Raw genomic sequence first — 24,434 nt, 5'->3', positions numbered from 1 at the left:
CTGGGTTGACAGCCGTGCGAAAACGCTCAGCAGGGGCTGGAGAGAGCGTCGACCACAGCCGTGGCATCCGACGCGTAGCGCGTGTAGTAGGTGGGGTCGACGTTGATCTGCACCCGGTGGATCGCGAGGGACGGATCCATCGACTGCCAGTCGGGCACCCTCGCGAGACGTTCGTAGAACAGCGTCGCGGCGGTCGCCGGGTCCATGCGCTGCTCGGCCGACCCCCACCAGTGCTGCTGCTGGAAGAGTCCGATGCTCGTCGTTCGGCTGCCGTCGGGGTTGGTGAACCCGATCGTCTCCCAGTCTCCGTAATCGATGTTGTTCAGGCTGCTCTCCCCCATCGCCGTCATCACCCCGAGGATCTGACCGTCGCGACCGAAGCCGAGCGCGGTCGCCGTCTGCATGATGGTCGCGGCATTCTCGAGCTGCTCGCCCTGCCACCCCGCCACGCCAGACTCGGGGAACGTGGTCGGATCGGTGATGCAGATCGCCAGCGGTTTCTCGTGAGCGAGCCCCAGCGGGATCAGCACCGCGGCGAGCGCGACGACGATCACGGCCGCGACGGACAACGCGATGCGACGCAGCAGCTTCGCTCGGCGCATCCGCTGCTGCGCTCGACGACGCGGCGACGCACGACGCGTGTGCGAGCTCAGACGGGTCGGCGCCTTCCCTCTCGCCGACTTCCTGGCTGTCGGCTTTCTGCCGGCCGGCTTCCTTCCGGCCGGCTTCTTTCCGGCCGGCTTCTTGCGAGTCGCGGCTCCTCGGGTGCTCCTGGTCGTGCTCATGAGCCTCGGGTCGTGGTGCTGCCTCTGCCGACGAACGCGGCGAGGCCGCCGCCGATCGCGCCGAACAGATGCGCCTGCCACGAGATGCCCTCGCGCACGCCGACGACGCCCGCGAGCATGGATCCGCCGTAGAGGCCGATGACGATGAGCGCGACGATCGCGTAGAGAACGCGGTGTGCCACTCTTCCCGGCGCGAAGACCCGCATCACGGTGTATCCGAAGTATCCGAAGACGAGGCCCGACGCCCCGACCGTCAACGCCCCCGGGGAGTTCACGAGCCACGTGCCGAGGCCGCCGATCACGGCGGCGAACGCGGTGACGGTCCAGAACCGGCGTGCGCCCTCGACCGCGACGAGGCAGCCGAGCACGAGAAGCGGCACGGTGTTGCCGATCAGGTGCGCCCAATCCGCATGCAGAAGAGGACCGACGACGATGCCGCCGAGGCCCGAGAGATCCCACGACCGGAGCCCGAAGCCCGTGAAAGAGCCGGGGAGGACCGCGTCGACGAGCTGCACAGCCCACATCAGGGCGACGAGCAGAAGAGGCGCTGCGAAACGACCGAGAGCACTGGAGCGCGGGGAATCGGCGGTGCTGATCACATCTGGCCTTGTCACGTCACGATCCTGTCAGGACTGGCCCGGAGGACGCTGACAAAAAGAAAGTGACCCTCCGCGCACCCAGCAGAGCCCGGTTACCCTTGCTGCGTTTCCGCCCTGGGGGAATTGGCCTGGATGCCGCCACGCGGAGAGCCGTCGACAAGTCTAGCCGATGTCGGCACCCGCTCTTTGACAGACTGGGCAGGTCATGGATCCCGTCACCGCCACTCCCCTGTCGACGTGGCGCTTTCCGGGCACACTTCGCACCTACCAGGCCGAGGTCCTCGAGCGTCTCGCACCGGGAGGAGCGGGTCCGCTGCACATCGTCGCCCCGCCCGGCTCCGGGAAGACCCTGCTCGGCCTGCTGCTCGCCGCACGCGAAGGCCATCGCACCCTCGTGCTCTCGCCCACGGTGACGATCCGCCAGCAGTGGGTGCGCACCGCTGGGGCGCTGGCACCGCAGGCCGCGGCCGTCTCGCACGACCCCGCGCGGATCGGCGATCTGACGGCACTGACCTATCAGCTGCTCAGCGTCACCGGAGACGGCTCGCCGTTCGACGACCTCGCGCGCTCGGTGTGGGTGGAGGAGCTCACGGCGAGCGGGCGCATGGAGGCGGACGCGGCGACGTGGCTCGCCGAACTGGCGATCGACAATCCGGGGAGGTACCGCTCCGGCATCCGCACCCGCTCCCGGCGCCTGCGCTCGCACTTCGCGAGGCGACGGCCCGCCGACCTCGCCCGCGTGCTGCATCCGAACGCCCTCGCCCTGATCGATCGTCTCGTGGCCGCGGGTGTGCGCACGGTCGTGCTCGACGAATGCCATCACCTTCTCGATCACTGGGCCATCGTGGTCGCGTACCTCGCCGGTCGCATCCGCGAGAGCGGCGTCGAACCGCTGCTGATCGGCCTGACCGCGACCCTTCCCTCTCCCGACGACGAGACCGAGTTCGAGAACTACAGCCAGCTGCTCGGCGAGGTCGACTACGAGGTGCCGACCCCCGCCGTGGTGAAGGAGGGCCATCTGGCCCCCTATCGCGACCACGTGATGTTCACCGAGCCCACGCCCGCAGAGGCCGGATTCATCCGTCGTCACGAGGCCCTGCTGCACGAGATGATCACCCGGGTGCTGTCGACGCCCGACGCGGTGTCGTACCTGGAGCATCAGCTGCAACCGGCAGAGGACTCCGACGGCGAGGGAACGCCGCTCACACGCCTCGACCGTGCGTTCTCTGCAGACTTCCCCCTCACACGATCCTGCGCTGTCGTGCTGCGCGAGGTCGCGCCACAGCATCCGCTCGTCGCCGCGATCCCGCCGGTGCTGCTCGAGCGCTGCACCACCGACGACCTGCTCACGGTGCTCTCGCGCTTCGCCCAGGTGCGACTGCTGTCGGACCCCGCCGCCGCGCGACAGTGGGAGTACGTCCGACGCTCTCTGGCCGACTTCGGCTATTCCCTCACCGACCGCGGTATCCGTCGCGGCCGCAACCCGGTCGAGAGCACCCTGGCATTCTCGGCGGCGAAGGATCATGCGGCCGTCGAGATCCTCCGCCGAGAGCTCGACGGCGACGACGGCGACCGCGTCCGCGCAGTCGTCGTCACCGACTTCGTCGAGCACGGCAACAACCGAGGTCTGTCCGGCGACGCACCGGCCGGGGCACTGCGCACTTTCGATCTGCTCGCCGTCGACGACGCCACCGCGGCGCTCCGGCCCGTGCTGCTCACCTCCGGGCACCTGCGCGTCCGCGCCGACGATGCGGTCGACCTCGCCCGGGCGCTGGCCGAGCTGATCGGCGAACACGTCGAAGTCGCCGCGGGCATCGGGCCCGTGCGCGATCTCGAGGTGCGGGGCGTCGGAAGCGGACGTCTCGTCGGCGCGGTGTCGGAACTGATCCGCCGAGGCGACGTACGGCTGCTCGTCGGCACCCGCGGACTTCTGGGCGAAGGCTGGGACTGCCCGGCCGTCAACACCCTGATCGACCTCACGACCGTGGCCACCTCATCGGGCACACAGCAGCTTCGGGGCCGCACCCTGCGGCTGGATCCGGACTGGCCGGAGAAGGTCGCGCACAACTGGTCGGTCGTCTGCCTGATCCCCTCGGATGTCGACCTCGACGACTCGTCTGAACCGGCTCGACTGCGCCGCCGTCATTCGCACCTGTGGGGTCTGAGCGCCGACGGCGACGGTCGGATCGTGAGCGGACTCGGCCACGCGCTCCCCACCGCGGTCGCCGAGGCATGGGAGCGAGTACTCGACAAGGACACGTCCACCTCCATCGGCGATCTCGACGCACTGCTGCGCGAACAGTGGCCGACCCGGAGCAGCACCAGGAGCGAGTGGCGGATCGGCGAGCGATATGAACCGCGCGAACGTGAGGTCGTGGCGGTGCGTCGCGCCCCGCGCGCACCGCTGCTGCGCACTGCGCAGGCAGCGGGTGCCGGCGCGGTGGGATCCTTCGTCGCCGGAACGGCCGGAGTCGGCGGGCTCGTCGGCGTGCTCATCGCGTCGGGAGTCGATGTCGCCCCGCTGCTGTGGGCCGCGCTCGCGCTCGGCGGTGGCGCCGCCGCTGCCGCCGTCTCATCGCTGCGGATGCTCGCCCGGCTGCTGCGCGACCGTCGGCGGCCCGCCGGGATCTACCGGGCGGCAGCGATCGCCGTCGCCCGCACCCTGCACGACGCGGGCCGGATCGGCCCCGTTGACGACGCCATGATCGTGGCCCGACCGGACGACGCGGATTCGACCCGGATCCGCATCGAACTGGGAGGCTCAGCCCACGACGCGCGCGTGATCGCAGACGCCGTGGAGGAGCTGTTCGCGCCGGTGCGCACTCCGCGTTTCCTGCTGCGCATCGACGCCGCCGGCCTGCCACGGCTGCGGTTGCTCGAGCGGCTCGCCGATCGCCTCTCGCCCGGACGCACTCTGCTGGCGGCGCCTCGGCTGATCGCTCGCCGTCGCGGTGACGCCGAACGCTTCCGCGAGCACTGGCAGGCGCTGATCGGCACCTGCACGCTGCACGAGCTCACCGGAGTCCAGGGGCTCGCGCTGCTGCGGATCGCCCGCAGCGCCGACGATCGACTCGACGCCGCGGAGCCCCGCGCCCGCGTCTGGGGCTGACGGTCGCGTCGCGGACCGCACCGCGCCCCGGACCCGGAGCACGGTTCCCACCCCATCCGTAGACAGCCGGGTTACGATCAGATCACGCGCACCGCAGCGCCCACGCGAGAGGGAACGCATGCCAGAGAACCCGCCCCTGACCCCGGCCGTCGTCGATGCCGAGCAGTTCGCCGCGCAGACGTCTGCCATCGTCGAGTCTGTCGGACGGGTCATCGACGGAAAGCCGGATGCCGTGCGGAGCGCTCTCGTGTGCCTGCTCGCCGAGGGCCACCTGCTGATCGAAGACGTACCGGGAGTCGGCAAGACGGTGCTGGCGCGCGCGCTGGCCGCGAGCGTGGATGCCACCGTGCGCCGCATCCAGTTCACCCCCGACCTCCTCCCCGGTGATGTGACGGGCGTGAGCGTCTACAACCCCGTCGACCGGGAGTTCGAGTTCAAGCGCGGCGCGGTGTTCGCGCACATCGTGATCGCCGACGAGATCAACCGCTCTTCTCCGAAGACGCAGTCCGCGCTGCTCGAAGCCATGGAAGAGGGGCAGGTGACCGTCGACGGATCGACGCACATGCTTCCCAACCCCTTCCTGGTCGTGGCGACGCAGAATCCTCTCGAGATGGAGGGCACCTACGCGCTGCCCGAAGCTCAACGCGACCGCTTCATGATGCGCATCTCGATGGGCTACCCCGACGCGGCGGCCGAAGCCCTCATGCTCCGCCAGCGCGACACGGTGAACCCGCTCGCCGCGGTGCGAGCCGTCGCGAACGCGGGGTCGGTCTCGGGGCTGATCGCCTGGGCTCGCTCGGTGCACGTCGCCCCGGCACTCGAGGAGTACACGGTCGCTCTCGCCCAGGCGACCCGCGCCGACCCCAACCTGCACCTCGGCGCGAGTCCGAGGGCGACCCTGCAGCTGATCCGGGCCGCGAAGGTCTGGGCGGCGCTCGATGGACGCGACTTCGTGATCCCCGACGACGTGACGGCGCTGATCGTCCCTGTTCTCGCGCACCGTCTTCTTCCGGCCCGCGGGGCGCACCGTGCGGGCGCCCAGCCCGTGGAAGCGGCCCTGCGACAGATCGTCGAGCGCGTGCGGGTGCCCGTGACGGCGCGCTCCTGACCCTCAGCTCGCCATGCCACACCGTCGAACCCTCACCCTTCGGGGCACGGGTGCGCTCCTCTCCGGTCTCGGCTGCCTGATAGCGGCGAACATGGTCGGCGCGCCGATCCTGCTCTACATCGGCGTCCTCCTGCTCGCGCTCACCGCCTTCTCGGTGCTCGTCGTGCGGGTGCCGCGCCGTGCGGGCACGGTCACTCGTCAGATCTCGACCGACCTGCTGACGGTCTCGGAGACCTCTCGCGTCACGCTGCGCTTCACTCTGCGCGCCCTGCGCGTGCCGCGAGGTCTCTGGCGCGATGTGCTCCCGCCCGCGGTCACCGGCGATTCGGCCGGCGAGTACCCGTCGGAGACCGGCCAGCTGAGCTACCTGATCACCGGTGTGCGGCGCGGTGTATGGCCGATCGGTCCACTGGTGCTGCGAACGGTCGACCCGTTCGGCCTCGCCCAGCGCGAGCAGGCATTCGGCGAGACCCGCTCCGTGACGGTCGTGCCCGAGGTGTTCACACTCGCGCCGCTGACCGTCAAGGTCGGCGCCGCCGGCGGCACAGCGCACACCTCGTCGAGCCGACTCGGGCAGGGCAGCGACAATCTGTCGCCGCGCCGCTACATTCCCGGCGACTCGATGCGTCGCATCCATTGGAGGGCGACCGCGCACCGCGGGCAGCTGATGGTGCGCCAGGAAGAGGAGGAGTCGAGCCCCGACGCGCTCGTGATCCTTGACCGAAGCGCGGCGCGCTGGGCGCGCCCGGGTGACGACGAGGATCGAGCGTTCGAGACCGCCGTGTCGATGTGCGCCTCCGTCGCCGTGCACCTCGTGCAGGAGGGATACGGCGTCGACGTGATCGACAGCAGCGGCACGCTCCTGGGCACCCTGCGCGGTCACGAAGACGACCGCGACGGTCTGCTCGTCGCCCTCGCGCTGGTCGGCCCGCGCGGGGACGCACGCGACATCATGACCCTGGTCGGCGGCACCCCTCCCGGCCCGCTCGTCTACATCACAGGCGAGATCGACGAAGAGGATGCCGCCCTGCTGCGCCCCTCCGGCGCCGCGGCCCCGATGCTGTTCGCGACCGCGCCGCAGCGCGGTGCTGCAGCGGCAGCCGAGCAGCACGGCTGGCGTTTCGCGCGACTGGGCGACGATGTCGCAGAGGCGTGGGAAGACGTGCTGCCCGACCGCATCGGCGGCCCCGCCGAGCAGCGGGGAGCGACCGATGTCACGAGCTGAGCGAAAGGCCGAGCGCGGATCCCGCCTCTCGTGGCACCGCGAACACGAGCTGCCCGCCGGCACGGTCGTGCCGTCGGTGCTGGCCGCGGCCGCAGGGCTCGTCGCGATGTGGCCGTTCACGTCGGTCATCGAGCCCGGCACGTGGTCGTTCGCGGTCCTGGCGGTGGTCGTCGTCACCGCGCTGACCGGCATGGCGTCGCGCACTCTGATGCGCGGCCGTCCGACCTGGGCGCGCGACCTCGTCACCATCGCCGTGCAGATCGTGGCGGTGATGGGCACCGTGACCCTGCTCGTCGCCGGCGACACCGCGGTCTTCGGCCTCTTCCCCACCGACGCGACCTTCTTCACATTCCAGGCGCTCGCGGCCGCGGCGTGGGAGGAGATCACGTTCGGCTCTGCGCCGATCGCCGCCTCCCCCGGGCTCGAAGCCGTGATGGGCGTGGGCTTCGGCATCGTCGCCATCCTGCTCGACCAGTTGGTCGCGCAGCGCGGAGCGATCCTCGCCAGCCTTCTCACGGCCGTCGTCGGATCCGTGCCCATGATCGTCACCCTCGGCGGAGTCAACGTCGTCTGGTTCGTGATTCTCGGCATCCTGATCCTCGCCCTGCTGGGGTACACGGCGGCTCAGAACCCCGAATCGCCCCGACGCACATCGGTGGCGGTGGCCGCGGGCGTCGGCGTCGCGGCGCTCGCGGCGACCGTGATCGTCGCACCGGTCCTGCCGGTGTCGGCGAGCCTCGCGGGCACAGGCACGGGCGTCACGGTCGATGCGTCACTGCGGCTCGGCGATGACCTGCGCCAGCCGAACCCGGTCGAGGTGCTCACGTTGGCGACGACGGCGGACACGGCGCCCTACCTGCGACTCACGACGCTGTCGACGTTCAACGGACGTGTGTGGGAGCCGGATCGCGGCGACCTGCAGGCGCAGAGCGAGGGGTTCGGCCCCGCCGAGTGGACGGACGACATCGCGACCACCGACCAGAACACCTCCATCAGGGTGATCCGGATGTCGAGTTCCTGGCTTCCGGTGCCCTACCCCGCCACGAGCGTGCAGGGTCTCCCCTCGACCTGGAGGGTGAGCCCGGAGAACCGAACTCTGGCATCTCGCAGCGCGGATGCCGTGGGCAACGACTACACGGTGCGGTCGCTCGAGGTGTCGCCGACTCTCGAGCAGATTCGCGCGCTGCCCGCCGCTGCACCGATCGTCGATCCCGGCACGGAGCCCGTCGAGCTGCCTGAGGTCATCGGCGAGACGGCGGCAGGCGTCACCGCTGACGCCACGAACGACTACGACCGGCTGATCGCGTTGCAGTCGTGGTTCCGCAGTCAGTTCTCCTACTCCCTGGAGACCCCGGTCGATGAGGGTTTCGACGGCACCGGCGCGGACGCGGTCGCGCGGTTCCTCGATGTGAAGTCGGGGTACTGCATCCACTTCGCCGGCGCGTTCGCGCTCATGGCGGAGAGCCTCGACATGGAGGTGCGCATCGTCGTCGGCTACCTGCCCGGCGCCCTGACCGAGACCACGCGCGGCGACGAAGCCGTGTACTCGGTCTCCAGCGACCAGCTGCACTCGTGGCCCGAGGTCCTCTTCCCCGGCGTCGGATGGGTGCCCTTCGAGCCGACCGCCTCGCTCGGGGTGCCCACGTCCTTCTCCGCCGCGGCGACCGCAGGCGGCGGTTCGGGCGGTGCTGCCACACCGGCTCCGACCGCCGCCCCCAGCACCGAGCAGACGTCGGGGCCCGAGCTCGAGCGTGAAGACGCGGGCGACAACGCCGGGGCGACCGGAGAGCTCCGGCGACTGGACCCGACCCCTGTCGTGCTGACGACGCTCGGCGTGCTGGTGGTGCTGCTGCTGCCCGCATTCGCTCGTCTCGCACTGCGCATCGCCCGGCGTGGACGCGCACGAGGCGGTGACGCAGGGGCGGCCTGGACCGAACTCCGGGCGACCATGCAGGATCTCCGCCTGCCGCTGTCGGATGCCGAGACGCCGCGCATGCGCGGCGACGATCTCATCAGGGACAGCCGGGTGGATGCCGACACCATGCGGGTGCTCGTCGACGCGGTCGAGCACGCCAGCTACGCGCGCCCCTCGGCCAGCGCGACGCGAGATCTCGACGCGGCTCTCGTCGAGGTGACGGCTCAGCTGCGCCGCAGTGTCGACAGGTGGACGAGACTGCACGCGTTCCTGCTTCCGCGATCGCTCTTCGCGAGCCGACGCACCGACTTGCCGCTGCTCACCTGAGCTCGCGCGTCGCGGCCCGGCGAGGGTGCACGCGATGAGATCAGGCCGCGTGCAGGTCGCAGCGCACGGTGTCGCACGATTCGCAGACCACGAACTGGGTGCGGCACGCGAGATCGGGGCAGTTCGCCGTGCGCTTGGTCGCCGTGCCGCAGCCGGCGCACTCGCCGATGACGGCCGCGTGATCCGTGAAGTCGACGGATCCGCGCTTGTCGAACACGTAGAGCGAGCCCTCCCACAGGCCGTCGTCGCCGTACTGCTCGCCGTAGCGGACGATGCCGCCTTCGAGCTGGTACACCTCGCCGAATCCGCGCGCGGTCATCAGGCTGGAGAGCACCTCACAGCGGATGCCGCCTGTGCAGTAGGTGACGACCGGCTTGCCCTTGAGGTCGTCGAAAGCACCGGAGTCGAGCAGCTGCACGAAGTCGCGTGTGGTCTCCGTGTCGGGAACGACGGCTCCCCGGAAGCGGCCGATCTGCGCTTCGAGCGCGTTGCGGCCGTCGAAGAAGACGACGTCGTCGCCCCGCTCGCCCACCAGGTCGTGCAGTTCCTCAGGGGTGAGTCGGGTGCCGCCGCCGACGACGCCCTGCTCATCGACGCGCAGCTCGCCCGGCGCTCCGAACGACACGATCTCGTCGCGCACTTTGACGCTCAGCTTGGGAAAGTCGAGACTGCGACCATCGGCGTCGACGCCGGTGCCCTCGCTCCACTTGATGTCCGCGTCCGAGAACGGAGCGTAGGACCGGAACGAACGCGCCCATTTCTTGAGCGCCGGCAGGTCACCGCCGAGAGTGCCGTTGACTCCGTCCTTCGAGATCAGGAGCCGGCCACGCAGCCCGAGCGCTTCGCCGAGGTCGCGCTGCCACACCCGGATCGCGTCCGGATCGGCGAGCGGAGTGAAGACATAGAAGAGAACGATCTTGGGTGTTGCCACCCGGCGATTTTACGTCGGCCACCTGACCGCCCGCCCTCGCAGGGCGGCTCGAGACTGCTACTTCACATCGCGGTTCATGAACGACAGCCCCGCAGCGACCAGCGCCCCCAGCACCCAGGCGGCCGTGACCAGCCCAGCCGTCTGGCTGTCGATCCCCTCGTCCGGCAGGATGCCGAGCGCGGAGACATCGAACCGCAAGGCTTCGAGCATCGCGAGGAGAGGGAGGTAGACAGCGCCGGATCTCCAGAAGATCACCACGAGAACCGCCACGCTCATGGACATCGGAGCAACGAACAGCGCGACGAGATGAGCCTGCACGACGATTCCCACCCCCAGCCCCCAGAGTCCGGCCAGTGCGCCGAGACCCAGGGTCGATCCGAGCGAGGACCACTCCAGCGGGAGACCGCCCATGGCCACCCACAGCGCTGTGTGTCCGCCGACGGCTCCAGCGAGAGCCACGATCGCTCCGCCGACGGCGGAGGCAGGCACCCTGACGAGAAGAGTCGCCCACCGAGGCTGCAGCATCAGACGCTGAGCGACGACACCGTCTCTCCTGTCGACGGTGTATCGGAAAGAACCGTAGGCGGCCGCGAGAACTGCTCCATAGGTCGCGAGCACCGCTTCGTACGGCGCCGCGAAAGCGGCTCGGACGTCAGACGGTGCATCCGCGAGTTCCGGCGGGATGTTCGTCGCCACCGAAAGCGACAGCACGAGCCCTGCCACCGTCACCCAGAACAGCACGACATCGCGCGCGAAGCCGCGGGCGTGAGCTCGGAGGGCCTGGCCGATCACGCGACCTTCCTTCGCCCCATGCCCCATGCTGCGGCGACCAGCACGACAGCCCACGCGAGCGCGAGGCAGAGGGCGGGACCGAACTCGAGCAGTCGGTCCTGGTATCCGGGAACGCCCAGCGCGGCCAGAACCAGCCCGGGCGAGAACTTCGCCAGCTCCGGCGCAGTGCGCAGCAGGGCGAACTCCACGACCATGGGAAGGACGAGGATGATCGCTGCGGTCACGTAGTAGTTCCTGGTGATCCAGCCGATGGCCCCACCGATGGATGCGCCGAGAACCACCCCGACGAGCGCACCCGCGTAGATGCGCCACGCGCTGCCGGTGAGCGCGAGCGTCGATCCGTTCCGAGCCAGGAAGACGGAGACGCCCACCGTCCAGACCACGAAGATGCAGAGCGACAGCGCGACCGCGACGACGGCACCGGCGACGATCTTCCCCGAGAAGGCACGAGCGAACCCGACCCCGGTGAGCGTTCTGTCCATCGAGCCGTAGTAGCACTCGCGGGTGACGCCGTAGGCGCCGACGAACGCCGCGGAGATGGCCGACCAGGCGAGCGGCTCCAGAAGCAGGGCGGTGGCCGTCGCAGGAGCGAGGCCGGCGAGGTCGAAGCGCGAACCGTCCGAGAACAGCACGAAGACGGGCATCAGGACGGCCACCAGGTAGACCGCCAGGATGGACGACCCGCTCACCGAGCGCAGGGCTTCGCTTCGGACGGTGTCCTTCATGCGGATGCTCCTTCAACGAGATCGAAGTACTTGCTCTCGAGCGAGTCGGCGTCGCTCGTCACGAGGTCGCCGAGCCTCCCGGCGAAGAGCGCGCGCCGTTTGATGACGACGACCTCGTCGACGACCTGCTCGAGCTCAGCGAGCTGGTGGCTGGCGATCAGGACGGTGCCGCCGCGTTCCGAATAGCCGCGCAGGAATCTGCGGAGCCAGCGGATGCCGTCGGGATCGAGCCCGTTGGCCGGCTCGTCCAGGATGAGTGTCCGTGGCGCGCCGATGAGGGCAGCAGCCAGCCCGAGTCGCTGGGTCATCCCGGTCGAGAAGGTCTTCACGCGACGACGGGCATCTGCCGCGAGACCGACCTCCTCGAGCACCTCGTCGACTCGGCCATGAGGCGCCCCGGCCGCGAGCCGGCAGATCTCCAGATGCCGCCTGGCCGTGATGCCGCCCTCGAATCCGAAGCCGTCCATGTGGACGCCGACGTGAGACGCGGGGTTGTCGAGCTCCGAGAACGGCCTGCCGTCGATGAGGCTGTCGCCCATCGTCGGCTTCAGCAGGCCGACGATCGTTCGCAGCGTCGTCGATTTGCCTGCGCCATTCGGCCCCAGAAGACCCACGATCGACCCGTACGGCACGGCGAACGACAGCTCTTCGACTGCGGCCCGATCTCCGTACTTCTTCGTGAGTCCTCGAACCTCGATCGCGTGGTCGTTCATGCTCATTCCTTTCCCACCTCTCCGCTCTGAAGAGATGACAGCGGCATCTCCACACCGGTCACCCAGAGCGTCTGCCACAGACTTCTCACACCGAGTTCGACTCGCGCCTGCCCGGTCGCAGGCAGGGAGCGGCTCTCCTCGATCACGTCCACCCCGGCGATGATCACTGCGGCGACCGTCGCACCGTCCGCCGTGATCGGGAACAGCGCCTCGAGCGGCACCCTCGTCGGTTCCGGCTCCCGCGAAATGACAGTTCCTTCGCCGACCTGCTCATTCGCGAGGATGCCGTTGCTCATCAGGACCACACGCGCACCCTCAGGCACGTCTGTCTCGACTGCCGCTGCTGTGTCGCCGGCATGCAGAAGGATCACACGGTCGCCGTGTGCGACGAATCCGAACGTGGCTGTCACCGGCACCGGAATCACGGCCCCGGCGATCACGATGCCCGCGACCAGTGCGGTGACGACGGAACAGAAACGGAGCCGCGCGACACCCGACCGCAGCACGCGACGAAGGGCCTTGCTGAGAAGCACGACGCCGGCGAGCGCGACGACGGCCTCGAGCGCGACGACGAGCACGCCGAGGACCGGTCCACCGCCGGCAAGCGCTCGAGCTATGCGTGCGACGGCGAAGACCACCAGCACGACCGGGGTGACGAGACTCGCGAGACCGAACGGCACACTCCACCACGTGTTCAGGGTCTTGGTCATCCGCTGAGCTCCGAACAGCAGACCGGTCAGGAAGTTCGAGCCGTCGAGGATCGCGCGACCCCGGAGGTTCGGCTCGTCCAGAGCGCTCATGAGCGCGATGTACCCGTCGAATCGCACGAAGGGGATCAGATTCAGGAGAACGATGGCGCCGCAGGAGACGGCGAGGAGCAGCACAGCCTGGTGGATCAAGGGGTGGCGAAGCATCAGCGCCGCGAGAAGCGCGATCGCGCCGACGACAGCGTGCACTGCAGGCCCTGCCAGCGCGATCGCGACGCGCTGGCGGCGTTCGGGGAGCCGCCATCCGTCCGTCACGTCCACAAAGAACGCGGGACTCAGGTAGAAGAGCATGAAGCCCGCCCGGCGCGGTCTGCCCCCGAACCTCGTGAGCGTGAGTCCGTGGGCGCTCTCGTGGAGCAGGGTCATGAGAGAGAGCGCTCCGACGAGATACACCAGTGCGACGAGCGGCACCGGCGAGGTGAGGGCGCCCCACAGCTCCTCCGCCTGAGCAGCTGCGGCGAGAAGTCCCAGACAGATCAGCACCGCAGCGGACACCTGCATCGCTCGGCGTGGGAGCGGGACGATCAGTCGGTCCAGACGACCGAAGATGGCGGGTGCGCGAAGCGTCGCGATCTGCAGAGTGAATGGGGGCCGATAGACCAGGCGGCCGGGTGGGAGCTTCTCGCCGCCCTCGAGGAGCCCACAGGTGTGGAAGCGCTGGGCCAATTGCAGAAAGCGCTCCCACGACTCGGAAGGGGCGAAGCGCCGGTGCAGATCCTGCAGCGGCGTTTCGCCGTTCATCGCTCGCATCAGGTCGACGACCGCTCGAGAGACCCTCGATGACGGCACACCGTGGATCATCGCGATCCACGTCCCGTCTTCGGCCGCCTGTTCGAAGTCGACGCCGGAGGCGAGGCGAGGGCGCGCGTCGGCACTGAGCGCGTCTTCCACCGAGTGAGACTGTCGGCGTCGAGGGAGGCTACCGGGAGGCATCGTCATCCCTCGCCCCCGATTGTCCCGCGAATGTCGTGGTGAGCAGAACGATGTCCTCTCCACCGAGCGTCCGAACGGGAGAGACGGCCGGAACGGCGAACCCCGCGTGAACGAGCTCTCGCGAGAGGATCTCGTGGTCGAGCACTCTCAGGCGGCTCGTGAGAACTGTCACGTCGCCGCCCTCCACCAGGTCGGCGACGCGAACCCAGTTGACGATGCGCGCCGCGCCATCCTCTTCCACCTGCTGAGAGAACACATAGGTCTCCGCGCCGTCAGGACAGGGGACCTCGATCTCACAGTCTGTCGACACTGAGAAGCTCTCCGCGGAGGCGTCTCCGGCAACCGTGAAGGCGAAGACGCCGTGAGCTGTGAGGTGGCGTCGCACAGTGGCGTAGAGGAGGGACCTCCCCACACGATCGAGCAACGTGATGGAGGTCGCTCCGATGATCACGAGCCCGAACTGCTGCGGCAGCGAGAAGTCGCGCATGTCCGCGACGACGCACTCGAGCATCGCGTGGTCCGGCAGCGTTCGACGCAGACGGGAGAGCATTTCGTCGGAAAGATCGATCGCGGTCACCCGCTTGCCCGATCTGACCAGCGGGACGGTCAACCTCCCGCTCCCCGCCGCCACATCGAGGATCGGTCCTTCGGTTCCTCTCGCGAGCGCGAGCATCTCTCTGATCTCCGCACGGTCGGACCCGACCAGCCGGTCGTAGAAATCAGTGCCGGCACCCGAATACAGATCCTGCTCCTTGGGCACCGCTCCGACCGTGCGGAGCCTCGCCACTACGGCTTCAGTAAGAGAACTGGACATTCACGCATCACCTCTCAGCGGGGAAAACGGGGTGCGGGCGCGTCGAACCCACCCGCACCCCTTCGGTCAGGTCGCGATCGCTGCCGCACCGCCGATGATGGCGATGATGTAGCTCGCGTGCTCCCACCATTCGAGTGGTGCATCGATGTGGTCGAGCTCCACGAACTCGAGCGACTCCGTCTGCATCTACTACCTCCTCGGTATGCCTTGCGAAGGCGGTTTCTATGTCAGCGCGATGATTCCGATGATCACGCCGACGGCGAATCCGCGGGTCCAATCAAGGGCGTCATCCGGCGCCTCCATGGCCTCCAGTTCGGTGAACTCGAGGGTCGGCATTGCTGCGTGCATACTCACCTCCCTCCCCTTTCGTCTTGTCTGCTCGACCGGATCACGTCGCGGCGGCAGCGCCGATCCCGATCAGCACCAGCGCACTGATCGCGCCCTGATAGAAGCTCTCCCAACTGGGGGCATCCATTCCCTCCAGCTCTTGGAACTGCACACGCGTGTGCACGCTTTCGTTCATCTCATTCACCTCCTTCACTCCAGTAGGAATCACGGAGCAGATCGCAGAAGTCGTCCGCGAAGAGCCCCGCGAGCATCGGGTAGCGGTTTCCCCACGCCGTTTCCGCGGCGGCGGAAATGCGATGGATCGTCTGGGCGGTGGGCCGTGGCGGAGTCGGGATCCCCCAGCGGTCGATGAGCGCGGCGATACCCGCTGGGGGGTCGAGGGGCAGTGCCACCCGCCCGGCTACACCCGTCCAGAACTCTTCGAGGCTCTCGCGATCTCCCCACCGCGGGTCTCCCGAGCACACTCGACGCCAGACCGCCGCGATGACCGCAACCGTGGCGACCATCTTGCGAACCTCCAGAGCGAAGGCGACTTCGTTGGCCACATACCAGTGGCGGGCGCTGTAGGGATCCTGCCCTCTCAGCGCCCCGCTGCGCTGGGTCGCCGCGCTCAGACGGGCGAGGCGCAGGCGTGAGGCGGCGGCATTCACCTCGCCGGAGGCCGTTTCGAGAAGGGCGCCTCCGATCACGACCGCGTCGCGTCGCCCCCTGGCGCTTCGCCGTGAGCTCGTGGATGCGCCTGCGAGACGGAGGAACGCCTCGAGTGCGCCCTCCCTGACCGAGGCCGGCGTGAGGGTCATCAGATTGCAGGCATCGATGATGGCGTGTCGGGGTCTCAGGGAGCGCCCGACGATGAGCCGATAACCGCTTTCGTGCTTGAGGATGCCGACGCTGTTCGTCTCCGACGACGTACCGAGCGTCGTCGGCACAGCGACCAGCTCCACGGCCGGCGGGGCATCCGGCAGAAATGTCAACGCCGACCTCGACGCGCGTTCGACGGCGAAGTCGAAGATTCGCCCCGGGGCGAGCGAGAGCGATGCGATCTTGGTGGCATCGAGAATGCTCCCGCCGCCGACGGCCACGATCACGCTCGGGGGCCGACGAGCGATCTCCTGCGCTATCCCGACGACAACTGCGACGGTCATGGAGTGAGCGTCCACCTCGATGGTTCTGGCCGAACGGTCGACGACGTGTGTTGCGACCGACGAATCCGCGATCACGAGGGTCTCGCGATCGGCGGTGAGCCGCGTGGTCGTCTGCCGCGTGATGCCGCGCCCGTGCCAGAGCGTCGGAACCCGACCGGCGAACTCAGAGCTCACGCTGACGCTCCTGCACCTGCGCCTGCTCCTGCACCTGCGCGATGCCGGCGCGCACAGCCGAATCGATCTCGAGAAGTTCGGTCGTGCTGAACCCGTATGCCGGCATCAGTTCGATGGCGCTGGGGCCGGGCTGCACGAGCACATCGTGCTCCGCGATGGCGGTCACGACACGGAGAACCTCGGCGCCGGTGAGCTGACTCGCATCCTGGTTGCGAAGGGTCAGCCCCACGAAGCACCCCCGCCCTGTCACCTCAGCGACGACCCCGTCGGACTTCAGCCGAGTCGCCAGGCGCCACAGGTCGGACGCCAGCGCTCGCGTGGTCGACTCCACGTCGATACGGCGCAGCTCTTCGATCACCGCGACGATGGCAGCCGCACACGCCGGCGTCCCCGCCTGCGTCTCGCCATGGACGAAGGTCCAGCCGCCGCGCACGAACTCGGACGCCACGCGAGCGCCCACCAGCAGCGCAGCGGCGCCCGTTGCGCCGTTCGTCAGCGCTTTCGACAGAACGAGCACGTCTGGCGGGGCAGCCCACTCATCTGTGGCGAACATCGTGCCGGTGCGTCCGAAGCCCGTCGCGACCTCGTCCGCGACGATCAGGAAGCCGTATTCCTCTCGCAGGTCGAGGATCCGGGATATGAACGCGTCGGACAACGGGTGCGCGCCGCTGCCCAGGACGGGCTCCACGACCACTGACGCGATCCTGGAGCCTTCCCGCTTCAGCAGCGCCTCCAGCTCCTCTCCGTCATCGCTGTGAGACACATGCCGCACCGACCTCCGGTCGACGGAGTAGACGGATTGCAGGAGGTCGTCTCCGCTCAGTGCGTGGCTGCCGTACATCGTGCCGTGATAGCTGCCTTTCAGACCCACGACCAGCGACCGCGACGCGGCTCCTTGCTGCGCCCAGTACTGCCGTGCGAGTTTCATCGCGGAGTCGTTCGCTGCCCCGCCCGACGTGCAGAAGATGACACGGCTGTACCGGCTGGGGTCGGCGAGTTCGATCAGCGCTTCGGCCGCGACCTCGGCGTATCGATGCGGTGCGCGGAACAGGGTCAGGTACGAGGCGTCGTGCGTCGCTCTGCTGACGGCGTCAGCGACCGCACGATTTCCGAAACCGAGAGGAACGTTCCACAGTCCGCTCGTCGCGCTGAGGCGTGTGGATCCGTCCGCGAACTCGATGCGATTTCCGGCGGCCCTGACAGCGACCCGTTCTTGCGTGAAGGTGGCGTCTGCGGGGAGCATCGACGTCCACAACGCGTGCGGAACACTCATCGCTCGCCGCCCGAAGCCGTGTGGCGTGACGCGTGAGCCCGTGTGCCGAAATGGATGTTGAGTGCGGTGGCAGCGTCGCGGCACAGGACGTTCGCGTCAGACTCGGACAAGCCGCACTCCCGAGCCAATCGATCGACCGCGATCTCAGGTGTGCTCGAGGTCTGAGTGGCATCGACGACCTTGGCTGTCATCGGCGACAGCAGATGCCGACGCAAAGTCGTCACGTCGGCGAGCACGAAACCGTCTGAGGTCTCGAGCAGGAACGGATCCGAGGCCGACGGTTCGGCGTCTGCGCGGGCATCATCGACGAGCGACCACCCGAATCCCGAGATCTTCTCGACGCCGTTCGCCAAGCGGAGCATCTTGATGAGGTCCGTCGCGTGCAGATAGCGACCGATCCAGCCGCGGCCGGTCAGGCCCTCGATGAGTGCCTGTCTGGGCACCATGCCTCCTAGCGCCACAGCCCGAGGGAAGCGGGACTCGATCACGGTCGCCAGCTCGTCGACCTCGCCGATGACCTCGCCCTGCAGACCGACGCTGATCCGACCATCCGAGCCCACCCTGATCGCGCTCGGAGTCGCGAGTTCGCCCGGTGCCGCAAGTGCGCGGCGGTTCGCGAGCAGCACCCGCGGGTCGATCAATGACGACGGGAAGACTCCCGTGCGACGAGCGAGATCGGCGTCGTCGAGGAACGACTGCCAACCGGTCTCGTCGAAGAAGCCCACCGTTGTGGGTCCGATGATCTGCACGAACGCCGCAGCGACGTAGTCCTGGAGCTCGACGCCGCGTTCGCCGAAGAACAGCTCGTCACCGACCTCACTCAGCGCACCCGTGAAGCGAATGGCATCGGCCGGTCCGTCATAGGGGCCGCTCTGCGCGTGCAGCAGAACCGCGTCGTCTTCGCTGGCCACCGCGGCGACTGTCTCCGCTGAGGCGCCGCTCTCGACGAGGAACACCCGCGAGTACTGCTCCTGCTCACCGGTGATCCATTCACGGAGCGCCCGTGCCCCGACGAGCTCCGGTTCGTGGCTCTTCCGCGATGCCTCACTCGTGCTGATGTGCATTTCTCCCCAGAAATATCGGGATGCCTTTTTGGCATCGGCGCGTCCTCGTATGAGGCTATATATCCATCAAATGTGCTGCAATATTTTCCATTTAGGACGGGGAACTGCGAGGTCAGAGCTCGGTTTCCGCCGGCGGAGGCGATTCAGGCGGTGCTCGACGACGACCTTCGCCCCGGGGGAACCCTGGTGCCGAGAAGGCGCCCCACATGGCGATGAAGCGCGGGGACGAGATGCTCGTGCTCCCCTGCGTCGGCACGGGTCAGCAGCTTCGTCATCACGTACAGCTGCGACACGATGCCGCCTTCCGACTCCAGGTCGCGCCGGAAGCGTCGGGCGATCTGATCGGCGACGTGCGGCACTGCCAGCGAGTGGCCTAGCAGAAACGCGGCGTCGTAACCGCGCGGCGCGAGGCCCCACGCCTCCCAGTCGGCGATCGCGAACGGATCGCGGTGGATGTTGTTCCAGTGCAGGTCGCCGTGGCTCGGCACCCAATCGTCCGAGTCGATGTGCATCTCGATGCCGAAGAAGACGCTGATCCGCCGGCGCATGATCTCAGGGTCGAGCACCATCCGATCCGTCCTCGCATCCGACAGGGCTTCGAGGTTGCGCTCCAGCTCTCCCCACCACGACTCGTCAAGGGCAGGCGCTCCTGCGAGCACGGCGTCCGTCGCGCACGCTCGCCCGGGAAGCAGGGTCATGAGTTCGGCGCGATACACGAGTGGTCCTTCCTCCCACGCCCGCACCTCGAGCAGGCGCGGCTTCGCAACCCCGTCGATCTGCGAGGCGTCCCGATTGCCGGTCCACCAGGAACCACGCGCCCGATCTCTGGCAGACCAGACGACGCGCAGCCAATACCGCCCACCCGCGCGTTCGACCACCGAGCCGATCGACCGATCGCGCCACCCGAAGCGGGCGCGACCGATCGCATTGAGTCCGAGGTCTGCGAGCGACCGGGAGTGAGCAGTGCGCAGTGCCACGCGCAGAGCCGAGCCGGGCGCGGCCGTGGTTTCGACAGTCGTCATCTAGTACCTTCCGGGACAGTAGCGCCCGATCGACGCAGGAATGATTTCATATGACGACATTGCGTCCACTTTCGAGGCTAAGAAGGGCGTCGGTGCGAGCGCAAGACGAAGACACATCGCATATCGGTTCAACGGAATCCCGCGCGATGGCGGCAGCACCGGCATCCGAGACGCCTGGTCGGGGCCGTCCGCGCGATCGGATAGACTGTTCAGGTTGTTCCCTGGTGACGTGTCCGAGCGGCCGAAGGAGCACGCTTGGAAAGCGTGTGTTGTGCAAGCAACCGCGGGTTCGAATCCCGCCGTCACCGCCGAAAGCACGAAGGGTCCCCGCGCCAGCGGGGGCCCTTCGTGCTTTTCATCGAGCACCGGGGATTCGGGGAGGAGCGAGCGCAGCGAGCACGGGAGTCCCGCCGTCACCGGCATCCACCCCGAGATCCACACCCCCGTCAGGCGGAGTTCCTCCCCTCGGGCGGAAGCGCGCACAGCATGCGTCCGCCCATCTGCAGATCAGACGAAGCGCACTCCGAAGCTCTGTCCGCCCGGCTCTGCGGGCAGGGGCGTCATGCCGAGGCGCTCGTAGAAGGCGGCGGCACCGGTGTTGTTCGGGTCCATACCCAGGTGCAGCCCGCGCACTCCGCGGCGGGTCAACTCGGCGAACAGAATCTCGATGAGCTGTCGCCCCAGCCCCTGCCCCTGCGTCTCGGGCAGCAGGTCGATGTGCAGGTGGGCGGGGTACTCCGCGGCATTGCCGTTGCGTCCGGGCGCTTGCGCGTAGCCGTGCTCGATCATCCGCTCTTCGCGGGTCGTCGGCTCGACGGGCTGCGGATACCGGTCCTGCCGCGTCGGCCACCACTCGTCGCGGAACCAGGTCGCGAAGGCGTCCGTGTCGTCGGTCGCCACGATGTAGCCGATCACCCGCTCGTCGTCGGTCTCGACGACCCAGGCGAGGTCGGGATGCCTCTCCGCATAGGGCACCGCGAACAGGTCGCCCCAGAGCGAGTCATCGGAGAACAGGCCGGTCGCGTCCGCCCCGGCATCCGCTGTCCTCACGCACACCTCGTAGAGGGCATCGCGGTCGGACGGTCGATACGGACGAATGCGGGACACTGCTGCTCCTCGATGAGTGGGGTGGGCTGTCAGCCTACCGAGGTGACCGCCGGATCGTCTCGGCGCGACCCCGTCACCCACGGCAGCAGCCACGCCCCGAGCACCAGCACGACGCCGGCCCCGACCAGTGCGCCGCCGAGCGTGTCGGTGGCCCAGTGCACCGAGAGCAGGGTGCGCGAGATCGCCATCGCGACGACCCACGCTATGCCGAGAATCGCGGTCCACACCCGCGGGAACACGAGCCACAGCACCATCGCGATCGTCGCTGCGTTCGCCGCATGCCCCGAAGGGAATGAACCGAAGTCGCTCGCCACGATCATGTCCTCCGGACGCGCCCGGCCGAACAGGTGCTTGAGCAGCTGCACCGCACCGGCGCTCACGAGGAACGCCACGGCGGCGAACACGGCCGCCTGCCATCGGCGCGCGATCAGGAGCGCGATGATCACCAGCATCGGCACGAGGAGGATCGCGACCCAGCCGCCGCCGATGTGATCGAGCAGCAATGCGAACGACAGCATCCAGTCGGAGCGCGACGCGCTGATCGTGTCATTCCACCAGGTGTCGAACCCTGGCGGCTCGGTGTACCCGAACACGATCGCCGCTCCGAGGAGCGTCGCCGCGACGAGCATCCCTGTTCCCCACCACAGCAGCGTTCGTGATCTCATCGGACCATTCTGCCGGTCGGAAGCTGAAAATCAGGGAGCCAGCATGCCGACAGTCCGCGGTCGCACGATCAGCCACAGCGAAAGGATGCCGATCGCGGCGCATCCGACCATGACCGATGCCATGCTCGTGGCGGTGATTCCGGTGCCGTGCGAGATCCATCCGACGACCGGCGAGACGAGTCCCGCGACGCCGAAGTTCGTGGCGCCGATGACCGACGCCGCAGTGCCTGCCGCCTTGCCGTGGCGGTCGAGCGCGAGCACCTGCACGTTCGGGAAGGTGAAGCCGCAGGCCGTCATGAAGACGAACAGTGGGATGACCGTGCCCCAGAGGCCGAGCCCGAGCTGGTCGGTCACGATGATGGCGATACCGGCGAGCAGCAGCACGGCTGTGGAGTACGCCATCACCCATTGCGGGCCGAATCGTGCGGCGAGTCGCGAGGCGGTCTGGACGCCGGCGACGACGCCGAGCGAATTGACCGCGAACAGCAGGCCGTACTGCTGCGCATCCAGCCCGTGGGTCTGCTGGAACAGGAACGGCGATGCCGACAGATAGGAGAACAGGCCGGAGAAGGTCATGCCGCCGATGATCAGCACGCCGATGAAGACACGGTCGGAGAACACCGAGCGGTAGCGCTGCAGGACGGTCGCGCCGCCCTTCTCCTGGCGACGCGCGATCGGCAGCGTCTCGGGCACGAACACCACGGTCGACACCAGCATCACCACGCCGTAGAGGGCGAGCACGACGAAGATGCCCCGCCACGGCATGAACGTGAGCAGCCACGACCCGATCAGCGGGGCGATCACGGGCGCGACGCCCGAGACCAGAGCGAGGCGCGACAGCATCACGACCAGACGACGACCGCCGAACAGATCGCGCACGATCGCCATCGCGACGACGCCACCTGCGGCGGCTCCCACTCCCATGAGCACGCGGGCGCCGCTGAGCAGCGGAAGGGTCGGGGCGTATGCGGCGGCGACGCTGGCCAGCACATGAAGCGCGGTCACGATGATCAGCGGAATGCGCCGACCCACCTTGTCGCTGAGCGGGCCCACCACGAGCTGGCCCAGTGCGAACCCGATCATCGTGCCGGTCAGGGTCAACTGGATGGCGGCGGCCGTGGTCTCGAAGTCCTGCTCGAGCACCGGGAAGGCAGGCAGGTACAGGTCGATCGTGAAGGGTCCGAGCGCGGTGAGAGCACCGAGCAGCACGATGTACAGTGCGCGGCGGCCGTTCGAGATCGAGTCGCCGGGGTGCAGCATGATCGGGGCCGTGGCGGGGTTCGACCCGAGGGTGCGGATCGCCCCCGTCGCCGACGGGATGCGGATGCTGCCCGTCGCCGTCCGCTCGGGCGCGGGGGTCGTCGAGATGGAGTCAGTGCGTGGAGCGTCGGGCACGACGGTCCTTCCGGAGTTCTAGGGGCGTGTTCGAGGAGGGTGCGCTCGAGGGATGCGTTCGCGTCGCAAGGGCCACCGAATCGGCGAACGCTGTCGAATCGATTCGAATCGGGCGAAGAGTCCATGGTACAGCCCGCCGGCGCACACCCGCATGCCGCGAGGACGGATGGATGCCGAAACGCGCGGTCTCCGCATGCATTCGTCTTCTGAGCCAGCGCCCGCATGGTGATCCGCGCCCCGCGACCGCCGACCTCGGCGGACGGCGGACCCGGCGGACAGACCTCCGACCGCCGACCGACGACCGACGACCTGCGATCAGCGGAGGCGCGCGAGTCCCTGCTCGAGATCGGCGATGAGGTCGTCGACGCCCTCGATGCCCACCGACAGGCGCACCACGTTCTCGGGCACGGCGAGCGCGGTTCCTCTCACCGAGGCGTGGGTCATGTCCGGCGGATAGCCGATCAGCGACTCGACGCCGCCGAGGGACTCGGCGAGCTGGAAGAGCTCGGTCGACTCGGCGAACGCCTTGGCGGCATCCGCACCCGCCGACAGTCCGAGCGACAGCATCCCGCCGAAGCCGCTCATCTGCCCTGCGGCGATGTCGTGCCCCGGGTGCGAGGCGAGCCCCGGGTAGTACACGGTCGCGAACTCGGGGCGCGCCGTGGCCCACTCGGCGATGGCCTGTGCGTTCTCGGAGTGCTGGCGCACCCGCACCGCGAGCGTCTTGATGCCGCGGGTCGTGAGCCAGGCGTCGAGCGGGGCAGAGACCGCGCCCACGGCGAACTGCTGGAACTTGATCTGCTCGAAGAAGCGGTCGTCTCCGAACACCACCGCTCCGCCGAGGACGTCGGAGTGTCCGCCGAGATACTTCGTCGTGGAGTGCACGACGAGGTCGGCGCCGAGCGAGAGCGGCTGCTGCAGTGCCGGAGAGGCGAAGGTGTTGTCGACGACCGCGATGGCACCGGCGGCGTGCGCGATCTCGGCGACGAGCGCGATGTCGACGATCTTCAGCAGCGGGTTGCTGGGTGTCTCGACCCAGACGATCTTCGTCTCGGGGCGGATCGCCGCGCGCACCGCGTCGACGTCGGACAGTTCGACCGTCGAGAACTCGATCCCCCACGGTGCGAGTACGCGGGCGAACAGGCGGTAGGTGCCGCCGTAGACGTCGTTGCCGAGCACGACATGGTCGCCGGGCTTCAGGATGCCGCGCAGCAGCGCGTCCTCTGCTGCGAGCCCCGAGGCGAACGACAGGGCGTTCGCGCCGCCCTCGAGCGCCGCGAGCTGCGTCTCGAGCGAGGAGCGCGTCGGGTTGCCTGCGCGGTTGTACTCGTAGCCGTCGCGGAACCCGCCGATGCCGTCCTGCACATGGGTGGACGCCTGATAGATCGGCGGGATGATCGACCCCGTGGTCGGGTCGGGTGCCTGACCGGCGTGGATGGCTCGGGTGGCGAAGGCATGCTCTGACATGCTCCTCAGCCTACGTCCGCCCCGGGGAGGT

General features: G+C 68.6%; 23 protein-coding genes, 1 tRNA gene and 1 other RNA gene. 5 read left to right on the top strand and 20 right to left on the bottom strand.

The features are described 5' to 3' along the window. Positions 1-26 precede the first annotated feature (26 nt). The 3 genes from RU09_RS08720 to ffs all read right to left on the bottom strand — a co-directional run bounded on the left by RU09_RS08720 (position 27) and on the right by ffs (position 1,539). Positions 27-785, bottom strand: coding sequence for a hypothetical protein (locus RU09_RS08720; RefSeq protein WP_231567498.1), 759 nt, complete (start codon positions 783-785; stop codon positions 27-29). Continuing rightward, positions 782-1,399 (bottom strand): rhomboid family intramembrane serine protease, encoded by a 618-nt coding sequence (locus tag RU09_RS08715; protein WP_231567497.1) that lies wholly within the window; start codon positions 1,397-1,399, stop codon positions 782-784. Before RU09_RS08715 ends, RU09_RS08720 begins: the two co-directional genes overlap by 4 nt. A 43-nt stretch (positions 1,400-1,442) precedes the next feature. After that, an RNA gene (gene ffs / locus RU09_RS18270) (signal recognition particle sRNA small type) lies at positions 1,443-1,539 on the bottom strand. Between the two features lie 50 nt (positions 1,540-1,589). On the opposite strand from ffs, the gene RU09_RS08710 reads away from it, so the two are divergent. From RU09_RS08710 to RU09_RS08695, 4 genes are all read left to right on the top strand, one after another. Next, positions 1,590-4,493, top strand: a complete 2,904-nt coding sequence (locus RU09_RS08710) for a DEAD/DEAH box helicase family protein (RefSeq protein WP_042539624.1) — start codon at positions 1,590-1,592, stop codon at positions 4,491-4,493. A gap of 118 nt (positions 4,494-4,611) precedes the next feature. After that, positions 4,612-5,601, top strand: coding sequence for an AAA family ATPase (locus RU09_RS08705; protein WP_042539622.1), 990 nt, complete (start codon positions 4,612-4,614; stop codon positions 5,599-5,601). 13 nt (positions 5,602-5,614) lie between these two features. Further along, positions 5,615-6,826: a DUF58 domain-containing protein gene (locus tag RU09_RS08700; RefSeq protein WP_042539620.1), complete on the top strand. Its 1,212-nt coding sequence runs from the start codon at positions 5,615-5,617 to the stop codon at positions 6,824-6,826. Beyond that, entirely contained in the window at positions 6,813-9,068 is a 2,256-nt protein-coding gene (locus tag RU09_RS08695; protein ID WP_042539618.1) for a transglutaminase family protein, read from the top strand. The genes RU09_RS08700 and RU09_RS08695 overlap by 14 nt, the downstream gene beginning before the upstream one ends. A gap of 40 nt (positions 9,069-9,108) precedes the next feature. On the opposite strand, the gene trhO is transcribed toward RU09_RS08695, so the two are convergent. The 13 genes from trhO to RU09_RS08645 all read right to left on the bottom strand — a co-directional run bounded on the left by trhO (position 9,109) and on the right by RU09_RS08645 (position 19,769). Then, on the bottom strand, positions 9,109-9,999 hold the full coding sequence (gene trhO, locus RU09_RS08690) for an oxygen-dependent tRNA uridine(34) hydroxylase TrhO (RefSeq protein ID WP_042539616.1): 891 nt from the start codon (positions 9,997-9,999) through the stop codon (positions 9,109-9,111). Between the two features lie 57 nt (positions 10,000-10,056). Beyond that, positions 10,057-10,791 (bottom strand): hypothetical protein, encoded by a 735-nt coding sequence (locus RU09_RS08685; protein WP_042539614.1) that lies wholly within the window; start codon positions 10,789-10,791, stop codon positions 10,057-10,059. After that, on the bottom strand, positions 10,788-11,516 hold the full coding sequence (locus tag RU09_RS08680) for a hypothetical protein (protein ID WP_042539611.1): 729 nt from the start codon (positions 11,514-11,516) through the stop codon (positions 10,788-10,790). The genes RU09_RS08685 and RU09_RS08680 overlap by 4 nt, the downstream gene beginning before the upstream one ends. Further along, a complete protein-coding gene (locus tag RU09_RS08675; RefSeq protein ID WP_042539609.1) occupies positions 11,513-12,229 on the bottom strand; it encodes an ATP-binding cassette domain-containing protein in 717 nt (238 codons plus the stop codon). The genes RU09_RS08680 and RU09_RS08675 overlap by 4 nt, the downstream gene beginning before the upstream one ends. 2 nt (positions 12,230-12,231) lie before the next feature. Beyond that, positions 12,232-13,887, bottom strand: coding sequence for a daptide biosynthesis intramembrane metalloprotease (gene mpaP / locus RU09_RS08670; protein WP_042539607.1), 1,656 nt, complete (start codon positions 13,885-13,887; stop codon positions 12,232-12,234). A 28-nt stretch (positions 13,888-13,915) separates the two neighbouring features. Next, positions 13,916-14,743 carry a daptide-type RiPP biosynthesis methyltransferase gene (gene mpaM, locus RU09_RS08665; RefSeq protein WP_042539605.1) on the bottom strand — a complete coding sequence of 276 codons (828 nt, stop codon included), beginning with the start codon at positions 14,741-14,743 and terminating at the stop codon, positions 13,916-13,918. Positions 14,744-14,809: 66 nt separating this feature from the next. Next, positions 14,810-14,929 (bottom strand): MpaA3 family daptide-type RiPP, encoded by a 120-nt coding sequence (mpaA3, locus tag RU09_RS19045; RefSeq protein WP_309690458.1) that lies wholly within the window; start codon positions 14,927-14,929, stop codon positions 14,810-14,812. Positions 14,930-14,965: 36 nt separating this feature from the next. Continuing rightward, positions 14,966-15,091: an MpaA2 family daptide-type RiPP gene (gene mpaA2, locus RU09_RS19030; RefSeq protein WP_258184265.1), complete on the bottom strand. Its 126-nt coding sequence runs from the start codon at positions 15,089-15,091 to the stop codon at positions 14,966-14,968. Between the two features lie 40 nt (positions 15,092-15,131). Beyond that, positions 15,132-15,266 (bottom strand): MpaA1 family daptide-type RiPP, encoded by a 135-nt coding sequence (gene mpaA1, locus RU09_RS19025; RefSeq protein ID WP_269430325.1) that lies wholly within the window; start codon positions 15,264-15,266, stop codon positions 15,132-15,134. 1 nt (position 15,267) lies between these two features. Beyond that, positions 15,268-16,410, bottom strand: a complete 1,143-nt coding sequence (gene mpaC / locus RU09_RS08660; protein WP_042539603.1) for a daptide-type RiPP biosynthesis dehydogenase — start codon at positions 16,408-16,410, stop codon at positions 15,268-15,270. Further along, positions 16,400-17,683 carry a daptide-type RiPP biosynthesis aminotransferase gene (gene mpaD / locus RU09_RS08655; protein ID WP_052492910.1) on the bottom strand — a complete coding sequence of 428 codons (1,284 nt, stop codon included), beginning with the start codon at positions 17,681-17,683 and terminating at the stop codon, positions 16,400-16,402. The genes mpaC and mpaD overlap by 11 nt, the downstream gene beginning before the upstream one ends. Next, positions 17,680-18,747 (bottom strand): daptide biosynthesis RiPP recognition protein, encoded by a 1,068-nt coding sequence (mpaB, locus tag RU09_RS08650; RefSeq protein ID WP_042539600.1) that lies wholly within the window; start codon positions 18,745-18,747, stop codon positions 17,680-17,682. Before mpaB ends, mpaD begins: the two co-directional genes overlap by 4 nt. A 143-nt stretch (positions 18,748-18,890) precedes the next feature. Next, positions 18,891-19,769, bottom strand: a complete 879-nt coding sequence (locus RU09_RS08645) for a hypothetical protein (protein WP_052492909.1) — start codon at positions 19,767-19,769, stop codon at positions 18,891-18,893. A 223-nt stretch (positions 19,770-19,992) separates the two neighbouring features. On the opposite strand from RU09_RS08645, the gene RU09_RS08640 reads away from it, so the two are divergent. After that, a tRNA-Ser gene (locus RU09_RS08640) sits at positions 19,993-20,077 on the top strand. A gap of 199 nt (positions 20,078-20,276) precedes the next feature. Here RU09_RS08640 and RU09_RS08635 read toward each other — a convergent pair. From RU09_RS08635 to RU09_RS08620, 4 genes are all read right to left on the bottom strand, one after another. After that, positions 20,277-20,876 carry a GNAT family N-acetyltransferase gene (locus tag RU09_RS08635; RefSeq protein WP_042539598.1) on the bottom strand — a complete coding sequence of 200 codons (600 nt, stop codon included), beginning with the start codon at positions 20,874-20,876 and terminating at the stop codon, positions 20,277-20,279. Positions 20,877-20,905: 29 nt separating this feature from the next. Further along, a complete protein-coding gene (locus RU09_RS08630) occupies positions 20,906-21,541 on the bottom strand; it encodes a phosphatase PAP2 family protein (RefSeq protein WP_042539596.1) in 636 nt (211 codons plus the stop codon). A 30-nt stretch (positions 21,542-21,571) separates the two neighbouring features. Beyond that, positions 21,572-22,936, bottom strand: coding sequence for a multidrug effflux MFS transporter (locus RU09_RS08625; protein ID WP_376708819.1), 1,365 nt, complete (start codon positions 22,934-22,936; stop codon positions 21,572-21,574). Positions 22,937-23,251: 315 nt separating this feature from the next. Next, positions 23,252-24,403, bottom strand: a complete 1,152-nt coding sequence (locus RU09_RS08620; protein ID WP_042539592.1) for a cystathionine gamma-synthase — start codon at positions 24,401-24,403, stop codon at positions 23,252-23,254. Positions 24,404-24,434 lie beyond the last annotated feature (31 nt).

Source organism: Microbacterium sp. MEJ108Y (assembly GCF_000834175.1).
Taxonomy (GTDB): Bacteria; Actinomycetota; Actinomycetes; order Actinomycetales; family Microbacteriaceae; genus Microbacterium; species Microbacterium forte.
Note: the sequence above shows the minus strand (reverse complement) of the source record. Positions and strands in the feature narration are given on the sequence as shown.